Annotated in this window: 13 protein-coding genes and 1 pseudogene; 4 read left to right on the top strand and 10 right to left on the bottom strand. The window is 57.4% G+C overall.

Features of this window, described 5'->3' with window-relative positions:
- Positions 1-136: 136 nt before the first annotated feature.
- From GV819_RS17925 to GV819_RS33020, 3 genes and pseudogenes are all read right to left on the bottom strand, one after another.
- Positions 137-1,284, bottom strand: a pseudogene (locus GV819_RS17925) (serine hydrolase domain-containing protein).
- Between the two features lie 204 nt (positions 1,285-1,488).
- The gene (locus GV819_RS17920) at positions 1,489-2,556 is read right to left on the bottom strand and encodes a fatty acid desaturase (protein ID WP_161757383.1); all 1,068 of its coding nucleotides are present in this window, start codon (positions 2,554-2,556) and stop codon (positions 1,489-1,491) included.
- Between the two features lie 458 nt (positions 2,557-3,014).
- Positions 3,015-3,209, bottom strand: coding sequence for an HlyD family efflux transporter periplasmic adaptor subunit (locus GV819_RS33020; RefSeq protein ID WP_368668915.1), 195 nt, complete (start codon positions 3,207-3,209; stop codon positions 3,015-3,017).
- 695 nt (positions 3,210-3,904) lie between these two features.
- On the opposite strand from GV819_RS33020, the gene GV819_RS17910 reads away from it, so the two are divergent.
- Positions 3,905-5,035 carry a carbon-nitrogen hydrolase family protein gene (locus tag GV819_RS17910; RefSeq protein WP_161757382.1) on the top strand — a complete coding sequence of 377 codons (1,131 nt, stop codon included), beginning with the start codon at positions 3,905-3,907 and terminating at the stop codon, positions 5,033-5,035.
- A gap of 4 nt (positions 5,036-5,039) precedes the next feature.
- The gene (locus GV819_RS17905) at positions 5,040-6,080 is read left to right on the top strand and encodes an AraC family transcriptional regulator (protein ID WP_161757381.1); all 1,041 of its coding nucleotides are present in this window, start codon (positions 5,040-5,042) and stop codon (positions 6,078-6,080) included.
- A gap of 310 nt (positions 6,081-6,390) precedes the next feature.
- Here GV819_RS17905 and GV819_RS17900 read toward each other — a convergent pair whose 3' ends face one another.
- Both GV819_RS17900 and GV819_RS17895 read right to left on the bottom strand, forming a co-directional pair.
- Positions 6,391-7,239: a DUF2242 domain-containing protein gene (locus GV819_RS17900; RefSeq protein WP_161757380.1), complete on the bottom strand. Its 849-nt coding sequence runs from the start codon at positions 7,237-7,239 to the stop codon at positions 6,391-6,393.
- A 92-nt stretch (positions 7,240-7,331) separates the two neighbouring features.
- Positions 7,332-8,231, bottom strand: coding sequence for a LysR family transcriptional regulator (locus GV819_RS17895; RefSeq protein ID WP_161757379.1), 900 nt, complete (start codon positions 8,229-8,231; stop codon positions 7,332-7,334).
- Between the two features lie 122 nt (positions 8,232-8,353).
- On the opposite strand from GV819_RS17895, the gene GV819_RS17890 reads away from it, so the two are divergent.
- A complete protein-coding gene (locus GV819_RS17890; protein WP_161757378.1) occupies positions 8,354-9,559 on the top strand; it encodes an MFS transporter in 1,206 nt (401 codons plus the stop codon).
- A 42-nt stretch (positions 9,560-9,601) separates the two neighbouring features.
- On the top strand, positions 9,602-9,883 hold the full coding sequence (locus GV819_RS17885; protein ID WP_161757377.1) for a hypothetical protein: 282 nt from the start codon (positions 9,602-9,604) through the stop codon (positions 9,881-9,883).
- A 94-nt stretch (positions 9,884-9,977) separates the two neighbouring features.
- Here GV819_RS17885 and GV819_RS17880 read toward each other — a convergent pair whose 3' ends face one another.
- The 5 genes from GV819_RS17880 to clpP form a co-directional block, all read right to left on the bottom strand.
- Positions 9,978-11,849 (bottom strand): SurA N-terminal domain-containing protein, encoded by a 1,872-nt coding sequence (locus GV819_RS17880; protein ID WP_161757376.1) that lies wholly within the window; start codon positions 11,847-11,849, stop codon positions 9,978-9,980.
- 225 nt (positions 11,850-12,074) lie between these two features.
- Positions 12,075-12,347 (bottom strand): HU family DNA-binding protein, encoded by a 273-nt coding sequence (locus GV819_RS17875; RefSeq protein WP_011062271.1) that lies wholly within the window; start codon positions 12,345-12,347, stop codon positions 12,075-12,077.
- Between the two features lie 148 nt (positions 12,348-12,495).
- A complete protein-coding gene (gene lon / locus GV819_RS17870; protein WP_161757375.1) occupies positions 12,496-14,892 on the bottom strand; it encodes an endopeptidase La in 2,397 nt (798 codons plus the stop codon).
- A 163-nt stretch (positions 14,893-15,055) separates the two neighbouring features.
- Positions 15,056-16,339, bottom strand: coding sequence for an ATP-dependent Clp protease ATP-binding subunit ClpX (gene clpX, locus GV819_RS17865; RefSeq protein ID WP_161757535.1), 1,284 nt, complete (start codon positions 16,337-16,339; stop codon positions 15,056-15,058).
- A gap of 112 nt (positions 16,340-16,451) precedes the next feature.
- Entirely contained in the window at positions 16,452-17,087 is a 636-nt protein-coding gene (gene clpP / locus GV819_RS17860; RefSeq protein WP_011062274.1) for an ATP-dependent Clp endopeptidase proteolytic subunit ClpP, read from the bottom strand.
- Positions 17,088-17,136: the final 49 nt, after the last annotated feature.

The raw sequence follows: 17,136 nt of genomic DNA, 5'->3' as shown, positions 1-17,136 counted from the left end.
TGCCTGGCCGAATTCGGCCAGGCACGACATAGAGCGCAGACGCTAGCCGTTTATTGCTCGCTCCTCATCAGACTGCTGCGTCCTGCCCTGCGCCACGAGGTGGGTCGTCGCGGCCACAACTCAGCGTCAGCCGCCGCTAAAGCGCGGCGTAGGCCAACGCGGCCAGTTCCTGCGGGCGAGGGTCAATCATCGAGTGGCGACCCGAGGTAGAAGTCACAAAACCAAAGCTCACACCACAATCAGGGTCGGCGAAGCTGATCGGCCCGCCCAGCCCGATATGGCCAAAGGTGTTGGGCCCCATGCCTAGTGATGCTGCCGGGTCGGCCGGTTGCTCCATCATGCAGCCCAGGCCATAACGCATGGGCCGCATCCAGATGCGATCCATGCCATTGCTGTGCTCCCGGGTAAACTCCTTCAGCAACTCGGGCCCGATCAAACGCCCGGCCAACAGCGCACTGTAAAAACCGGCCAGACCATGGGCCGTGCCCTGACCGCTGACCGCCGGTTGCTGATAGGCCCACCAGCGCGGATCGGAGGTTCGTTTGGGCACCATGCCCGGATTGGTGAAGGCCAGCGTCGCAACGTGCTCCGGCTCGGAGATCAGCACGTTGCGCAATGCCTCGGAGTAAGGGTCGCCGACCCGCCCCTTGGCCGCATCATAATGAGCGATACGGTGGAAATGCTGCTCATCCACCCCCAGATGAACCTCCAGGTCATTGGGTTGCGAGATTCGCTCGTGGATGAAAGTACAAGGATCGCGACCATCGGCCCGGCGAATCAGCTCACCCACAATCCAACCGAAGATGGTGGTGGCATAACCCATGGCGGTGCCTGGCTCCCACCACAATGGCTCAGCGGCCAGGATCTCGACCATGTGCTCCCAGTCATACATCATCGCGTTATGGTTGGCGCCCCGCAGTGCGGGTATTCCGGAGGTGTGGGTCATCACCTGACGCAGGGTGACCTGGCCCTTTCCACCCTGGGCAAACTCGGGCCAGTAGTGGGCGACCGGTACATCGAGTTCCAGCTTGCCCTCTTCCACCAACATCAAGGTGGCAACCGCAGCAAAGGGTTTCACCGTGCAGAAGGTGTTGACCAAGGTGTCACGCGTCCAAGGCTGGTCGCCCTGCTCATCCGCTACCCCCGCCCACAAATCGACAACCGTCTCACCATCGACCTGTATGCAAACACCCCCCCCCCACGTTCGTGGGGGTCGTCGAAAATCGCCTCGAAAGCTCGCTGAACGGCTTCAAAGCCATTCGCGCACGTTCCTTTCGCTTCCATATCCAGAACTCCTTTCAATTGGAATATTGACCCTGGCCCTAGCCAAATCAAGGTCGAACTGAAGCCCTCGCAAGCGACAACAGCAATGTCACCTATCGAGTTTCATTAATTAAAGTCAGTTGAATCCGAGAATTAAGCCGCGCCACTCATATTGCGATACAAGCCCGTTGCAACAGCAGCGGTACAGCGTTTCATGAACAGTTATCAGCCCCTAGACTGAAAATCCACAGATTCAGTTCCAAAGCGATTTGCACGCTTATAGGTACCAAAGTCATTAAATCTCACACCTGCCTCTGCCATGATTTTATGCGCGACAGGTGCGGTCATCTGCCGAAGATAGAACGGATCCCTTACCACGAAATGATGAATACTGTGGGTACTACCAAAATTAAAACAAAACAATTGGAAGGGCCACAACCACCAGTGATTCATCACTTGGGTCTGCTGCAAGGGATTACGCGGAGCAACATCCCCGTAGTAGTGCATATTGGAACTGATGAAATACAGGCAGAACTGGCGAATAATATTCGGCGCAACAACAATAACCACCGCACTATTGACCACCTCCATCACCTGCAACATCGCCGCTGAACTCTGGACCTCCAGGCCCGCCATGGGTCCGAGCCAAGTCACCAGGTGATACCCCAGGAACATATACCAACAGCCCCAGTACAACAGTCCAAGGGGCGTATTCAGCCGGATGATCCTGCCCAGCAACTTGACCTTCTGCCGCCATCCCGGTGCACGAACAGCATTCACCAAACCAAACAGGAAACCGTCTATCAACTTCAATAGCCGCAGGGCGCCCCAGGGATTGCCACTGGTGGTGATCCATGCCTCAACGTCCGTAGCGGTGCCGGATTCCTTATGATGGTGAAAATGCAAGCCGCGCCGGACCCAGGGGCTGGGCATTCCCGGGCGAGCCAACCAGCACAACAACATCATGAAATTATGCGCCAGGGGTTGCTTTCTAAAATACAAACGGTGAATCAGGTCATGTTCAACCTCATGAATAAATGACGTCAGTAATGCGTTCGCCAGAATACATAACCACGCCGGTATAGCGCCTTGTATATACAAGGCTCCAGTAGTCACCATCCCGAATACCGAAAACACCATGACACCAGCACCCAAGGTATTCTGATATTTCAAAATGGGATAACGCTTGCGCAGTTGATTGCCATGCTCGGAAATTTTCCGGGTGACATCTTCGATTATTTGCTGGTCTGTCATGGGACGACCGTTAGCAGGTTCCTTAATTATTGGATTCATCACTTCATCCTTTAAAAACAATGAGTGGGAGAGGAGCCCAAACAGGAAAACATATTTGAATCACGAAACAAGCCATTAACTATGAAAGGTACTTACCCCAGCTAAGCGGCGGCCTGAGCCGCATGTTTACCCAGCAACTGTTATGAATGACCGACTGGTCTAAATCTGCACTATAAAGTCCCTGGAATTGCTACAGAACGTAATAACAGTAAAAGAGCATTGAGTTCTTAATTCCTGTCTAACAACTCATGAAAAACACCAACCTTAACCACATAATTCAATGAAGAATTGGAATAAGCTCTTATCAGAGCGTTTATATTCCGCAACATTGGCGAGCCATAAAAAACCATCGGTATGGTTAAGCCACATGAGCTCCCGGTTCGCCAACACCATCCAAAATAGGCTGCCCAGCGCAGGCGACGATCGACATCGTCCTAGATGATGTCTGGCGATATGCGCTAAACCCTGCCCGGCAACGAGCCGTAGGCGGTATTTTTCCCATTGGCTTCCTGCCCGGGGTGGATAAAGGCAATGTCCCGCGGGCTGATCCGCGCCTCGATCAGCAACTGGTCGCCCAAGGGCGCGATTTCCATCAACTCGCCCCCCAGCGCCAACACCCCGCCAATGCCCGAAGTCCAGACATCCTTGACGATAACCGTGGGTCGGTGCGGTGAGCACCGTGCGGGTCAGCTGGTCGACCCGCCCTCGCGTACGTTGAGCGAAGGTCCAGCTCGGAGTGGGTTTTGCTGAAGTCGTCCTTGGGCCGCACAAAATAGTCGTCGCGGGTCGACTGATAGCCGCTGGTCAATTCGGCCAGCCGTTGCTGCAAACGCAAGACCTCAACTTCGTTGGCAGTGCCGCTGCGTACCAGCGGCAAAAAAGCTCGGCCAAAAACGCCCGTGAAGTCTGCGAGCTTGTAGGCATAGATCGCAGGACCTTTTTTGCGCATCTGGCTCGCTGTCGTACTCAAAGCACGTCAACCCCCCAGGCTCCTCATGCAGGCTTTCGAATCAGGCTCGGGCCCTTTGAAAACAGGCGAACACCCGCTGTCAGCTGCCGATATATGCATTGAGAGCAGTGGAGGCCAAACCTCAAGCTCGACAGCCTTCAAAGACGCTCAACTGCAAAGCCCGCCGCCAATCTGTGACTGCGTCGCGGGGCTATGTGGCGAAGGCATCTGGGCGCCGCAGATTGTGCCTTGGCGGCCAATGCAGTGAAAATTCAACGGCTCACCAAAAAAAATGCAATTTCGTGCAAAAAAACGATCTAACAGATTGTTCTGCTGTACCTTTAGCCCAAATATCAGAGAAATATCACGATCCAGCACACGGCCGCTGACTGTTTTCCCATGCGCAAACTTCTCTACATCACCTTCACCCTGGCTCTGCTTGCCGCCATCACCAGTTATGCACTCTGGACCCGCGACCGTCCGGGGGCGCACTACCTGTCGGACTTGCGTATCCAGCTCGCGGTTGATCAAGGCGTACCCGCCGATCACGGCAACCTGCTGGCTATTGAGCCTGAACTCTTTCCCACCGATTACCAGAGCACCGAACGCCTGCATCGCAAGCTCGCGGCCTACCTGCAACAGGCCCGTGATCATGGCCTGGTAAATGACAAGACCATAGTCGTGCTGCCGGAACATGTCGGCACCTGGCTGATGGTCAGCGGCGAAAAGAATGAGCTGTATCAGGCCACATCCTTGAAAGAAGCCATGAACTGGCTCGCAGTGAGCAACCCGTTGCCCTTCCTCAAGGCGCTGATCACTGCCAAGGGGGAAAGCCGCCTGGATGATGCACATCTGCGCATGAAGGCAAAAAAAATGGCCAAGGACTACCAACTGCTGTTCGGCGGACTGGCCAAGGAATTCCACGTGACCCTGGTGGCCGGCTCGATCATTCTGCCGGAGCCCAGCGTCAACCAGGGCAACCTGCAGATCGGCAGCGGTGCCCTGTACAACAGTAGCCTGGTGTTCGGCAGCGACGGCCTGCCCATCGGCCAGCCCCAGCGCCAGATCTATCCGACCTATGCCGAAAGTGGCTACGTCCACGGCGACACCCGGCAATCGGTCCAGGTCATCGACACCCCTGCTGGCCGCCTCGGGGTGCTGATCGGCAGCGACAGCTGGTACCCCGACAACTACCGCAAGCTCAATGAGCAAGACGCGCAACTGGTGGCGGTTCCGGCCTTTGTCATGGGCAAAGGCAGTTGGGAAAAACCCTGGCACGGCTACAAGAGCATCACCACCCCCAGTGAGGTCAGCCTCAAGCCCGAGGAGACCAGCGAAGGCGACGCCTGGCATCGCCTGACCCTGACCGCCCGCCCCCCCAGCAGCCTGGCCACTGCGGGGGTCAGCGTGTTCCTGCGCGGCCATTTCTGGGACCAGAGCAGCAGTGGCCACAGCTTCATCAACAGCAATGGGCAGACCTTTGCCGACGAGGGCGCCCGAGGCGCTCGCTTGCTGAACATCTGGTTGTAAGCCGATGAAGCCCCCACAGATGCGCCTCGGCGACTTGTCGGTGGGATTCGTCCACAGCCTGGCGGACGCGGTCCACAGCCATGGACTGGATCCTGCGCCCCTGCTGGCGCAATACGCCCTGGACCCTGCCAGGCTGGCAGAAGCTGGGGCGCGGCTGTCGATCCCCCGCTACATGCGCCTGGGCCACGCGGCGATCCAGCTCACCGGCGACCCGGCATTGGGCCTGCGCATGGGTCGCCTGAGCCGCCTGAGCCAGGCCGGCCTCGCCGGAGTGACCGCGGCGCAAGCCCCTAGCGTGCGTGAGGCGGCCCGTTGCCTGACACGTTTCGAAGCCTTGTACGGTTCCAACTATCGTGGCCAGTCGAGCTTTCAAGAAGACGCCGATGGCGCGTGGCTGCGCTTCTATTCAATCAGCCCGTACAACGCCTATAACCGCTTCGTGGTGGATTCGATCATGTCTGGATGGCTACAGCAGCTGTCCAGCCTCTGTGGCCAAGCCATCCATGCCGAGCAGATCGACATCGAGTTCGAGCGCCCGGACTATCACGACGCCTACGCCCTGCTCGGCCCTACACCGATCCAGTTCGCTGCCGAACAGAACCAACTGCGCCTGAACCAGGCCAGCCTGGCGCTGCGTAACCCGGAACATTGCCCGAGCACCTGGCGTCATCTCGTGCACTTGTGCGAAAGGGAGCTGGAACAGTTGACCCGCACCCGCAGCCTGCGCGAGCGCATCATTCAGTTACTCGGGCCGTTGCTCAATGGTGGACGGGAGCCGGGCCTGGAAGAAGTGGCGACACGCCTGAAGCTGCCGACCTGGACCTTGCGGCGCAAACTGGCGGAAGAAGGGACGCAGTTCCGGGCAATTCTCAATGACACCCGCCGCGACCTGGCCATGACCTATATCCGCGATACCGAACTGGCGTTCGGCGAGATTGCCTATCTGCTGGGTTTTGCCTCAGCCGAGGCATTTCAACGGGCATTCAAGCGCTGGAACGGTCAGACCCCTGGGGAGTTCCGGCGCAGCCATCGACAATTTGGCTAAAAAAAAGCCACCGGCGTTACAGCTCGGTGGCGTCATCTGCTGGTTCCAGGGAATCCAGCTCGAAAGCTTGATACTCCAGCAGTTCCTCTTGGTAATCGTCCATCGCGGACTCCTTTTCCCGTTGATTGAATAACCCTCTGCCTAATGACCATCGGGATCAGCATAAAGTGCCGGGATGACAGAAAAAATACTACCCCTCAGGTCAAGATTTCTGTCGTTAAAACGTAACAGCCTGTATGGCGGCCGTTGATGCCTTGTGCTGTTAACGGATCGACAGTGAAAAAGCCGACCCAAACACAGTTCCAGCGTCTTAGTGGCCACTGCTTGGCAGGGTAGGAATCGGCTCGGTCGGCGGCGGCAGATTGCTGACAGGCGGCGGCGTAATGGTTTCAGCTGCCGGGACTGACTCGCTGACAGGCGCCACGACGATAGGCGCGGCCTCAGCCGGTGGGGCCACTGGTTGCGAAACGGCAGGCTCGGGTTCACTGACAGGGGCCAATGGCGTGCTCAGCGCAGGCACCGGCTCGTGCACCAGGCCCTGCGGCTTGGCCTCGGGCTGGATTTGCGGCTTGTTCTCCGGCATTCCCAGATCCGTCTTGGGCTTGTCTTCGATATGCGCCGCCTTCTTCGCCTCCTGGGGCAGGAACAGTTCCACCAGGGCGAAGTAACGCTCGTAGAACTTGGCGGAGGACACAGTCTCACTGGCCACCTTGACCATCGAATCGTCAGTGGAGCCGATCGGCATCGACACCGAACCCAGCACGCCAACCCCCAGGCTCGCCGAGTTGTTCACCTTCTTCAGCGCGTAGCGATCCTGCAGCGCGTTGGCGAACATCGTCGAGCGGTGGTCCCCACTGCCATCCTCGGCGCAAACCACATTGAAGCTGATCTCCAGGTGCGTTTCGCCGGTCTGCTGAAAACTCTTATGGCCACTGACCAGCTTCGGGTCGTTGCTGGTGATGATGTAACCCTGACTGAGCAGGGCCCGCCGCGCGGCTTCACATGAGGCAGCATCGCTCACCGGGTAATTGCGCGAGAAGGTGCCAGAATCATCGAAGCTTTCATGCTCGTAGATGGCGGTCTTGTGCGACGAACAACCTGCGACCGCGGACAGCAGCAACGCCCCGGCCGTGGCGCGCAGATGAAATGATCTAAACATCGAAAATCCTGAGGAAAACGCTCTGGGGCGTATTGTGCAACAGATCAGCGCCCCACAGCGCGGGTAAATAGTGTCTTAAATTTCACACAGGTTTACTGACCGCGATTTGCCGGAAAAAGTCGCTCGCTCAAATGTTCAATCAACACCCGCAGCTTGGCTGCCGCATGTCGACTCGATGGCCACAGTACCCAGAACGCGCCGTGGTACTCCAGGTACCCATCAAGCACGGTTTGCAGCTCACCGCGCTGTACCGCCGCTTGCACCATGAAGTCCGGCAGGCAGGCGATGCCCAGGCCGCTGCGTGCAGCGTGCTCCACGGCCTCGATGGAACTGCTGGTCAGGCGGGTTGGCAATACCAGCTCTGACAGATGGGCTTCGGGGCGGAACGGCCAGGGCTCAAGTTTGCCGGTGTGATGAAATGTGTGTCGCAGGCAGGCATGGTTCCGCAGCTCCTGGGGGGACTGGGGCATACCTCGCTGCTGGAAATACCCGGGGCTGCCCACCAGCACCATGTGAAAGCGTCCCAGCTGCCGCGCCAGAAGCCTGGAGTCCTTGGGGTTGCCAGTACGCACCACCAGATCGAAACCCTCCTCCACCACATCCACCATGCGGTCGGAAAGGTCGACGTCCAGTTCGATCTGCGGATAACGCTGCATGAACTCCGCCAGCACCGGCATCAGCAAGCCGTGGACCTGAGGCGCGCTGACCCGCAGCTTGCCCACAGGGGTGCTGGAGGAATCACACAGCTGGAATTCAGCGGCCTCGGCCTCGGCAGCAATCCTGCGACAGCGCTCGAGGAACCCGGCGCCTTCGGCGGTCAGGCTAATACTGCGGGTGGTGCGATGGAACAGGCGGGTTTCCAAACGCTCTTCCAGCCGCGCAATGCTCTTGCCCACCGCTGAGGACGACACTCCTAAAAGACGCCCAGCCTCGGTAAAACTGCGGGTTTCCGCCACCTGCATGAACACCGGAATACTGCCCAGCCAATCCATTCGGCACTCCATGATTAAGGACTTCTGAGTCCGATAAGTTCGGAACCTTAGCCTATTTTTCCACCATGCACAGCGCTCTACCCTGTGTCCCTCACTTCTGAGCATCCGAATCGGGACCCTCCATGAACAACTCCGTCAATGCCGGCGAGCTGCTGCACCCCCCCGCCGCAACCCGTGAACGACTTCCCGTCGGCGGCCTTCTGGCCCTGGCGACTGCGGGCTTCATCACCCTGCTGACGGAGGCCCTTCCCGCGGGGCTACTGCCACAGATGAGCACCAGCCTGGCGGTATCGCCGTCGCTGATCGGCCAACTGGTGACCTTGTATGCCCTGGGCTCATTGCTGGCCGCCATTCCCCTGGTGATCCTCACCCAGAGCTGGCGGCGACGCCCCTTGCTACTGATCGCCATCGGCGGTTTTGCCATCGTCAACAGCATCACCGCCCTGTCCACCGACTACAGCCTGACGCTGGTCGCCCGATTCTGCGCCGGAGTCTTCGCCGGCCTGCTCTGGGCCCTGCTGGCCGGTTATGCCAGCCGCATGGTGGCACCTCACCTGCAAGGCAGGGCAATTGCCCTGGCCATGCTCGGTGCTCCGGTGGCGCTGTCAGTGGGCATTCCCGCTGGCACCCTGCTGGGCAATCTGGTGGGCTGGCGCATGAGCTTTGCCATCATGACCTTGCTGACCCTGGGGCTGATCGGCTGGGTGCTCTGGCAAGTGCCGGACTTTCCCGGCCTGCGTGCGCAAAAACGCCTGCCCCTGCGCCGAGTCCTGACCTTGCCGGGAATCAGGCCGGTGCTGTTCGTGACCTTCGCCTATGTACTGGGCCACAACATTCTCTACACCTACATCGCGCCATTTCTCGAGCCCGTCGGACTCACCGGGCAGATCGAGCGGGTGCTGCTGGTGTTCGGCCTGGCTGCGCTGTTGAGTATCTGGGTGGTCGGCTTGCTGATTGACCGCTGGCTGCGCGAGCTGGTGCTGATCAGTTGCCTGTTGTTTATCGCCTCGGCTTTGCTGCTGGGCCTGTTCAGTCACTCGGCAGCGGCAATCTACAGTGCAACGGCGATCTGGGGGCTGTCGTTCGGCGGCATGGCCACCTTGCTGCAAACCGCACTGGCCAAGGCCGCTGGCGAGCATGCCGATACCGCACAGTCGATGCTGGTCACCCTGTGGAACCTGGCAATCGCCGGGGGCGGCCTGGGCGGTGCGTTGCTGTTGCAGGGGCCGGGGGTCGTGACCTTCCCCTGGGTGATTGGCGCCTTGCTGCTGATGACCTTGCTGGTGGCGGTGAACGCCAGGCACCAAGGCTTTCCGGCTCACCGCTGATGCAATCGCCAGCGATCCAGCGGACTGTTCCAGGTTTGGCACGTGATTGCCTGCGCCAGCCTCTGCTGCTCCAACCTTGCCTTGGCCATGGATCTCTGGGTGCGGGACACCGACAGCGTCAAGCCGGTGGAAGATGCCCGAGGGTCGGGGATCGAGATCCATATCGACAGCTCGGTGGAACTGGCGCGCTACCTGCTTGAGCACTACGGCGTCATGTCCATCACTCAACTGCGTCGTGGCACCGACTTTCCAGTGAAGCCGGTGCTGGCCTGTTGCTGTACAGCTGGGCTACAACGATCTGGCAGCTCACCTGCATGCACGTAAACGCTGGCAGACCTCTGCGCCCTGAGATTTATCCGGGCGAAAAAAAGACCCCGGCCTTGCGGACGGGGTCTTTTTCAACGCTGCGGATCAGGCATCAATAACGCTTGATGTCCGCCTGGTTTTCCAACTGCTTGCGATAAGCAGCAAAGTCTTGCTGCCCCACGCGCGAGGCCAGGAAGCGACGGTACTGCGCCTTCTCTTCCTCGCTCGGCGCAGCGGCTTCGTTGACGCCGTTGAGCTGCAGCACCAACAGATTGCCATTAGGCAAGGTCACGCTGGTGAAGGTCGGCTTGTCCTTGGATTCAGGCTTGGCCATACGGAACAAGGCCTGCAGAACAGTCGGATCAATACCGTCCTGGCCACGGGTCACTGCTTGCGCGACTTTCCAGTTCTGGCCATCCACCGGCTTGTTCAGCGCGGTCTTGCCATCGCGCAGGCTGGCGATCAGCTCTTCAGCCTTGGTCTTGGCCGCGGCACTTGCGTGCTCCTTGGCCAATTGCGTGCGAATGCTGCTGGCAACGCTTTCCAGCGGCAGTTGCTCTGGCTTGCGATGCTCTTTGGCACGCAGTACCACGACAGTTTCCGGGTCCAGCTCGATGGCGGTGCTGTTGGCACCCTCATCAAGGACTTCGGTGCTGAAAGCTGCTTGCACCACTGCACGGTTGGCGGCAATGCCGTCGCCACCTTCACGGCCGAATGGCGCAGAGGTATGAACGGTCAGCTTCAGGTCCTGAGCTGGCTGCGCCAGGTCGGAAGCTTCGAAAGACGAGTCTTCCAGTTGCTTGGTCGCCTCGACGAAACGCTGCTCGACCTGCTGGGTTTTCAGCTCACGGGTCAGCTTGTCCTTCAGGCTGGCAAAGCTTGGCACTTCCGGTGCTTCAACACCCAGCAGCTTGATCAGGTGGAAACCGAAGTCAGTACGCACCGGCGCCGACACCTGGTCCTTGTTCAGCGCATACAACGCTTTCTCGAAGACTGGGTCATAAACACCGGGACCTGCGTAACCCAGGTCGCCGCCATTGTTGGCCGAACCCGGGTCCTGGGAGAACTCCTTGGCCAACGCCTCAAAGCTTTCGCCCTTGGCCAGACGCGCCTGGATCTCTTCGATCTTGGCCTTGGCCTGAGCTTCGTTCACCTTGTCGTTGACTTCGATCAGGATGTGCGCCGCGCGACGTTGCTCGGACAGATTGGCGACTTCCTTCTGATACAGCGCTTGCAGGTCTTCGTCCTTGACGCTGACCTGATCAAAGAAGGCAGCCTTCTTCAATTCGATGTAGTCGATCACCACCTGGTCCGGAGTCATGAACTCCTTGGCGTGCTGGTCGTAGTAGGCCTTGACCTCTTCATCGGTCAGCTTGACCGCTGCCGGATCGGCCTTGATGGCCAGGGAAGCGAAATCACGGGTTTGCTTTTCCAGACGAGCGAACGCCTGTACCTGAGCGTCGGTGACAAAACCGCTACCCGCAAGGCCGGCACGAACCTGGCCGATCAGCATTTCCTGAGCCAGCATCTGACGGAATTGCAGGCGGGTATAGCCCAGCTGACGAATCACCTGATCGAAACGCTCTGGACTGAATTTGCCTTCAACCTGGAATTCCGGTGTCTGCAGGATCACCTGATCCAGCGCGCCCTCGGAGAAAGCGAACTTGGAATCCTGTGCACCTTGCAGCAACAGCTTGCGGTCGATCAGCCCTTTCAGGGCGGCTTCGCGCAGCATCTTCTCATCCAGCAGGGAGGCATCGAAGTCTTTGCCCAACTGTTGCATCAGTTGACGACGTTGCATGTCGACGGCCTGGCTCAACTCGTTCTGAGTGATTTCCTCACCGTTGACCTTGGCCGCGTCCTGGCTATGGGTTGTGGCCTTGAAAATGGCATCGAAACCGGTCAACGCCAACAGCGCGACGATGACCCCGATGATGGTTTTGGCAATCCAGCCTTGTGAATTGTCCCTGATATTCTGCAGCATGCGTCCCCCAGAAACGGCTGTACTTCAATTTGAGCAACCGTGGAGCGTGGGTAGAGTCCGGATAGAAGAAAGGCGCATCCGAGGATGCGCCTTCTCGTAACTGGCGGAGCGGACGAGAGTGAAACCGCGACCCTCGGCGTGAGCCGGTGATACACCGGCCGACTAGCGCTCCGCTGCCAGATCAGGCATGACCCTGACCCGGATGGGCAAAGACCCTGAAGAAACTTAGTTAACAGCTTCTTTCAGTGCTTTGCCGGCTTTGAAACCTGGCTTTTTAGCAGCAGCGATTTCCAGAGTCTTACCGGTCTGTGGGTTACGACCGATACGCGCTGGACGATCAGTTACGGAGAAAGTACCAAAACCAACCAGCACCACAGAGTCACCGGCCTTCAGAGCACCAGTAACGGATTCGATTACAGCGTCCAGCGCACGGCCAGCAGCAGCTTTCGGGAGATCAGCAGATGCAGCGATAGCATCAATCAGTTCCGACTTGTTCACTCTAAGTCCCCTTATATATCTATGAGTATGATTCTAAGTTTTTTGGTGAAAGCAAAAACGAGTGCTGAATGGCCTACAGACACTTAAGAGCCGCTTTATAACAAGGGCTCTAAAAAGCTGTCAAGGAAGCCCCTCAAGCTAATGCGTATTAATGCGTGCTAATTCTTTCCTTAGAGTCAGACTCGCGTTTTTCGTCCTTTGCAACTATCTCGGGAGCCACATCCGGCAAGGGCTCCGGCGCGTATTGCAGCGCAATTTGCAGGACTTCGTCAATCCATTTAACCGGTTTAATCTGCAGATCCTGCTTGATATTGTCAGGAATTTCCTTCAAATCACGCACATTCTCTTCCGGAATGATCACCGTCTTGATTCCACCACGGTGAGCCGCGAGCAATTTCTCTTTCAGCCCGCCGATGGCCAGCACCTGACCACGCAAGGTGATCTCGCCGGTCATCGCTACATCAGCCCGCACCGGGATGCCGGTCAAAGCCGAAACCAGCGCCGTGCACATGCCTACGCCTGCGCTAGGGCCATCCTTGGGTGTCGCCCCTTCCGGCATATGGATATGAGTGTCGCGCTTCTCATGGAAGTCCAGGGGAATGCCCAGGCTCTTCGCCCGACTGCGCACCACAGTCAATGCCGCAGTAATCGATTCGACCATGACATCACCCAGAGAGCCGGTCTTGATCAACTGGCCTTTGCCGGGAACCACAGCGGCTTCGATGGTCAACAACTCACCACCGACTTGTGTCCACGCCAAACCGGTTACCTGTCCAACCTGATCCTGCTGCTCGGCCAGGCCGTAGCGGAACTTACGCACACCCAGGAAGTGCTCCAACAGCTCGGGAGTGACCTTCACCGAGAAGCGTTTTTCCATTGCATGCTCTTTCACCGCCTTGCGGCAAACCTTGGCAATCTGACGCTCCAGGCCCCGGACACCTGCTTCGCGAGTGTAGTAACGAATGATATCGCGGATCGCATCCGGATCGAATTCCAACTCGCCCTTCTTCAGGCCGTTGGCCTGAATCTGCTTGGGCGACAGGTACTTGACCGCGATGTTGATCTTCTCATCTTCGGTGTAGCCGGGCAGACGAATCACTTCCATCCGATCCAGCAATGCCGGCGGAATGTTCATCGAGTTGGAGGTGCAGAGGAACATCACATCGGACAGGTCGTAATCGACCTCCAGATAGTGATCATTGAAATTATGGTTCTGCTCAGGGTCCAGGACCTCAAGCAGTGCCGAGGCCGGATCACCGCGCATGTCGCTGCCCATCTTGTCGATTTCATCGAGCAGGAACAGCGGGTTGCGCACGCCAACCTTTGTCATTTTTTGAATCAATCTTCCCGGCATCGAACCGATATAGGTCCGACGATGCCCGCGGATTTCCGCCTCATCACGCACACCACCCAAGGCCATGCGGACAAACTTGCGGTTGGTTGCATTGGCGATCGACTCCGCCAGGGACGTTTTACCCACCCCGGGAGGACCGACCAGGCACAACACCGGACCACGAATCTTTTTCACCCGTTTCTGTACGGCGAGGTATTCAAGAATTCGTTCTTTGACTTCCTCCAGACCATAGTGGTCGGCATCGAGGATATCTTCGGCGCGCGCGAGATCGAGACGAACCTTGCTCTGGGCTTTCCACGGCACCTGAACCAACCAGTCGATATAAGAACGAACAACAGTCGCCTCGGCCGACATCGGCGACATCTGCTTGAGCTTGTTCAGCTCGGCTTGAGCCTTGGTCATCGCATCTTTTGGCAGGCCAGCAGCATCGATGCGCTTCTTCAGCTCTTCGATTTCGTTGTGCCCCTCATCACCGTCGCCGAGCTCTTTCTGAATGGCCTTCATCTGCTCATTCAGGTAGTACTCGCGCTGGCTACGCTCCATTTGCTTCTTGACGCGACCACGAATGCGCTTTTCCACCTGCAACAGGTCGATCTCGGCATCCAGCAGCGCCAGGACGTGCTCGACCCGAGCGGACAGATCGATGATCTCGAGGATTTCCTGCTTCTGCTCGATCTTCAACGCCATGTGCGCGGCCATGGTATCTACCAGGCGGCTTGGCTCATCGATGCTGTTGAGGGAGGACAACACCTCGGCAGGGACTTTCTTGCCCAGTTGCACATACTGCTCGAACTGGGACAGCAAGCTGCGCACGAACACTTCCGACTCACGATCAGGAGCATCCACTTCGTCAATCAGGGAGACTTCAGCGCGGCAGTGACCATCAACTTCACTGAAGCGCTCTACAGCACCGCGCTGTTCGCCTTCAACCAGAACCTTGACGGTGCCATCAGGCAGTTTGAGCAACTGCAGGACAGTCGCAATGGTACCTACGCGATAGAGTGCATCTTCACCGGGATCGTCATCAGCAGGGTTTCTCTGTGCCAGCAAGAGAATCTGCTTGTCGCCCGTCATCGCTGCCTCGAGGGCTTCGATCGACTTCTCGCGCCCCACGAACAGCGGGATAACCATGTGCGGATAAACCACAACATCACGCAATGGCAGGAGAGGCAATTCAATGGTTGTCTTCATGATTTCGCCTCTACGGCGGCCGTAAGGCCGTAAACAGATGGAAGTAAGCTTGAAACCAAGATGGGGGCTGCCTGCAAAAAAAACAAGCTTAAAGACAGCACTTTAAAAGCACTAAAAGAAAAGGGGCCCGAAGGCCCCTTCTTTCATTCCGACAGTGCGACGCTTACGCGTCTGGCGCTGCCTTGGCCGTCGGCTCACTGTTCTCATAGATGTACAGTGGCTGGGACTTGCCTTCAATAACGCTTTCGTCGATCACTACTTTACTCACCTCGGATTGCGAGGGGATTTCATACATAGTGTCGAGCAGAACGCCTTCAAGAATCGAGCGCAAACCACGAGCGCCAGTCTTGCGTTCAAGCGCTCGCTTGGCGACCGACTTCAGTGCATCGGCACGGAACTCCAGGTCGACACCTTCCATCTCGAACAACTTGGCATATTGCTTGGTCAAGGCGTTCTTGGGTTCGGTGAGGATCTGAATCAACGCCGCTTCGTCCAACTCATCCAGGGTTGCAAGAACTGGCAAGCGACCGACGAACTCCGGGATCAGACCAAACTTGACCAAATCGTCAGGTTCGACTTCACGCAGGGACTCGCCAACTTTCTTGCCCTCTTCCTTGCTGCGCACTTCGGCATTGAAACCAATACCGCCGCGGGTGGAACGGTTTTGAATAACCTTTTCCAGACCGGAGAATGCACCACCACAGATGAACAGGATGTTACGGGTGTCGACTTGCAGGAACTCCTGCTGCGGATGCTTGCGACCGCCTTGAGGCGGAACGGAGGCAACCGTGCCTTCAATCAACTTCAACAGGGCTTGCTGCACGCCTTCGCCGGAAACATCCCGGGTAATCGAAGGGTTATCAGACTTGCGGGAAATCTTGTCGATTTCATCGATATAGACGATGCCCATCTGAGCTTTTTCTACATCGTAGTCGCACTTCTGCAGCAACTTCTGAATGATATTCTCGACGTCCTCACCCACATAACCGGCTTCGGTCAGGGTGGTTGCGTCAGCAATAGTGAAAGGCACATTCAACAGGCGAGCCAGGGTTTCCGCCAACAGCGTCTTGCCCGAACCTGTAGGGCCGATCAGCAAGATGTTGCTCTTGCCGAGCTCGACGTCGTCGCTCTTTTTGTCGCGCTGATTCAGACGCTTGTAGTGGTTGTACACCGCTACCGCCAGAACCTTTTTCGCGCGTTCCTGACCAATCACATACTGATCAAGGATGCCGCTGATTTCTTTAGGCGAAGGCAATTTATGCGCGCTGCTCTCGGCCTGTGCTTCCTGCACCTCCTCACGGATGATGTCATTGCACAAGTCGACGCACTCGTCGCAGATAAAGACCGAGGGGCCGGCAATCAATTTGCGTACTTCATGCTGGCTTTTGCCACAGAAGGAGCAATAAAGCAGTTTGCCGTTGTCCTCGCCGTTGCGGGTGTCAGTCATTCGTTCGATCCAAATCCGATAGGCTTGCAACACAAGATGAAGGCTATTGCGGGCTTTTTCAAGCCCGCCACTGATCGGAACAACCGACCAAGCCTATTTTGAGCTGCTTATTTTAAGCGGGACGCTGGTTGATTACTTCATCGATCAACCCGTACTCACGCGCAGCTTCGGCGCTCATGAAATTATCGCGATTGGTATCGCGCTCGATTTCTTCCAGAGTGCGCCCGCTATGCTTGGCCATCAGCGTGTTGAGACGCTCACGGATGAAAAGGATTTCCTTGGCATGGATTTCGATATCCGACGCCTGACCCTGGAAACCGCCCAGTGGCTGGTGAATCATCACTCGGGAGTTCGGAAGGCAGAAACGCTTGCCAGGAGCACCGGCCGTCAGCAAGAACGCACCCATGCTACATGCCTGACCAATACAGGTGGTTGAAACGTTAGGCTTGATGAACTGCATGGTGTCGTAGATAGACATACCAGCTGTCACCGAGCCGCCCGGGGAGTTGATATAGAGATGGATGTCCTTGTCCGGGTTCTCCGCTTCAAGGAACAGCAGTTGCGCACAAATCAGGTTGGCCATGTAGTCTTCTACTGGACCTACCAGAAAGATCACTCGCTCCTTGAGGAGGCGCGAGTAGATGTCATAGGCGCGCTCGCCACGAGCAGACTGCTCGACAACCATCGGGACCAGGCCGCCTGCGGCCTGGATATCAGAGTTCTGCTGAATATACGAATTACGGAACATGCTCTGCAGTCACTCCCAAATAGTCACGTCTTGAATACGCATAAGCCAG

The organism is Pseudomonas sp. Fl5BN2, assembly GCF_009908205.1.
Taxonomy (GTDB): Bacteria; Pseudomonadota; Gammaproteobacteria; order Pseudomonadales; family Pseudomonadaceae; genus Aquipseudomonas.
Note: the sequence above shows the minus strand (reverse complement) of the source record. Positions and strands in the feature narration are given on the sequence as shown.

Excerpts from the sequence above, each read along its gene's own strand:
- GV819_RS17920 (WP_161757383.1), bottom strand. The coding sequence starts at position 2,556 with ATGAATCCAATAATTAAGGAACCTGCTAACGGTCGTCCCATGACAGAC.
- GV819_RS17910 (WP_161757382.1), top strand. The coding sequence starts at position 3,905 with ATGCGCAAACTTCTCTACATCACCTTCACCCTGGCTCTGCTTGCCGCC.
- GV819_RS17905 (WP_161757381.1), top strand. The coding sequence starts at position 5,040 with ATGAAGCCCCCACAGATGCGCCTCGGCGACTTGTCGGTGGGATTCGTC.
- GV819_RS17900 (WP_161757380.1), bottom strand. The coding sequence starts at position 7,239 with ATGTTTAGATCATTTCATCTGCGCGCCACGGCCGGGGCGTTGCTGCTG.
- GV819_RS17895 (WP_161757379.1), bottom strand. The coding sequence starts at position 8,231 with ATGGATTGGCTGGGCAGTATTCCGGTGTTCATGCAGGTGGCGGAAACC.
- GV819_RS17890 (WP_161757378.1), top strand. The coding sequence starts at position 8,354 with ATGAACAACTCCGTCAATGCCGGCGAGCTGCTGCACCCCCCCGCCGCA.
- GV819_RS17880 (WP_161757376.1), bottom strand. The coding sequence starts at position 11,849 with ATGCTGCAGAATATCAGGGACAATTCACAAGGCTGGATTGCCAAAACC.
- lon (WP_161757375.1), bottom strand. The coding sequence starts at position 14,892 with ATGAAGACAACCATTGAATTGCCTCTCCTGCCATTGCGTGATGTTGTG.
- clpX (WP_161757535.1), bottom strand. The coding sequence starts at position 16,339 with ATGACTGACACCCGCAACGGCGAGGACAACGGCAAACTGCTTTATTGC.
- clpP (WP_011062274.1), bottom strand. The coding sequence starts at position 17,087 with ATGTTCCGTAATTCGTATATTCAGCAGAACTCTGATATCCAGGCCGCA.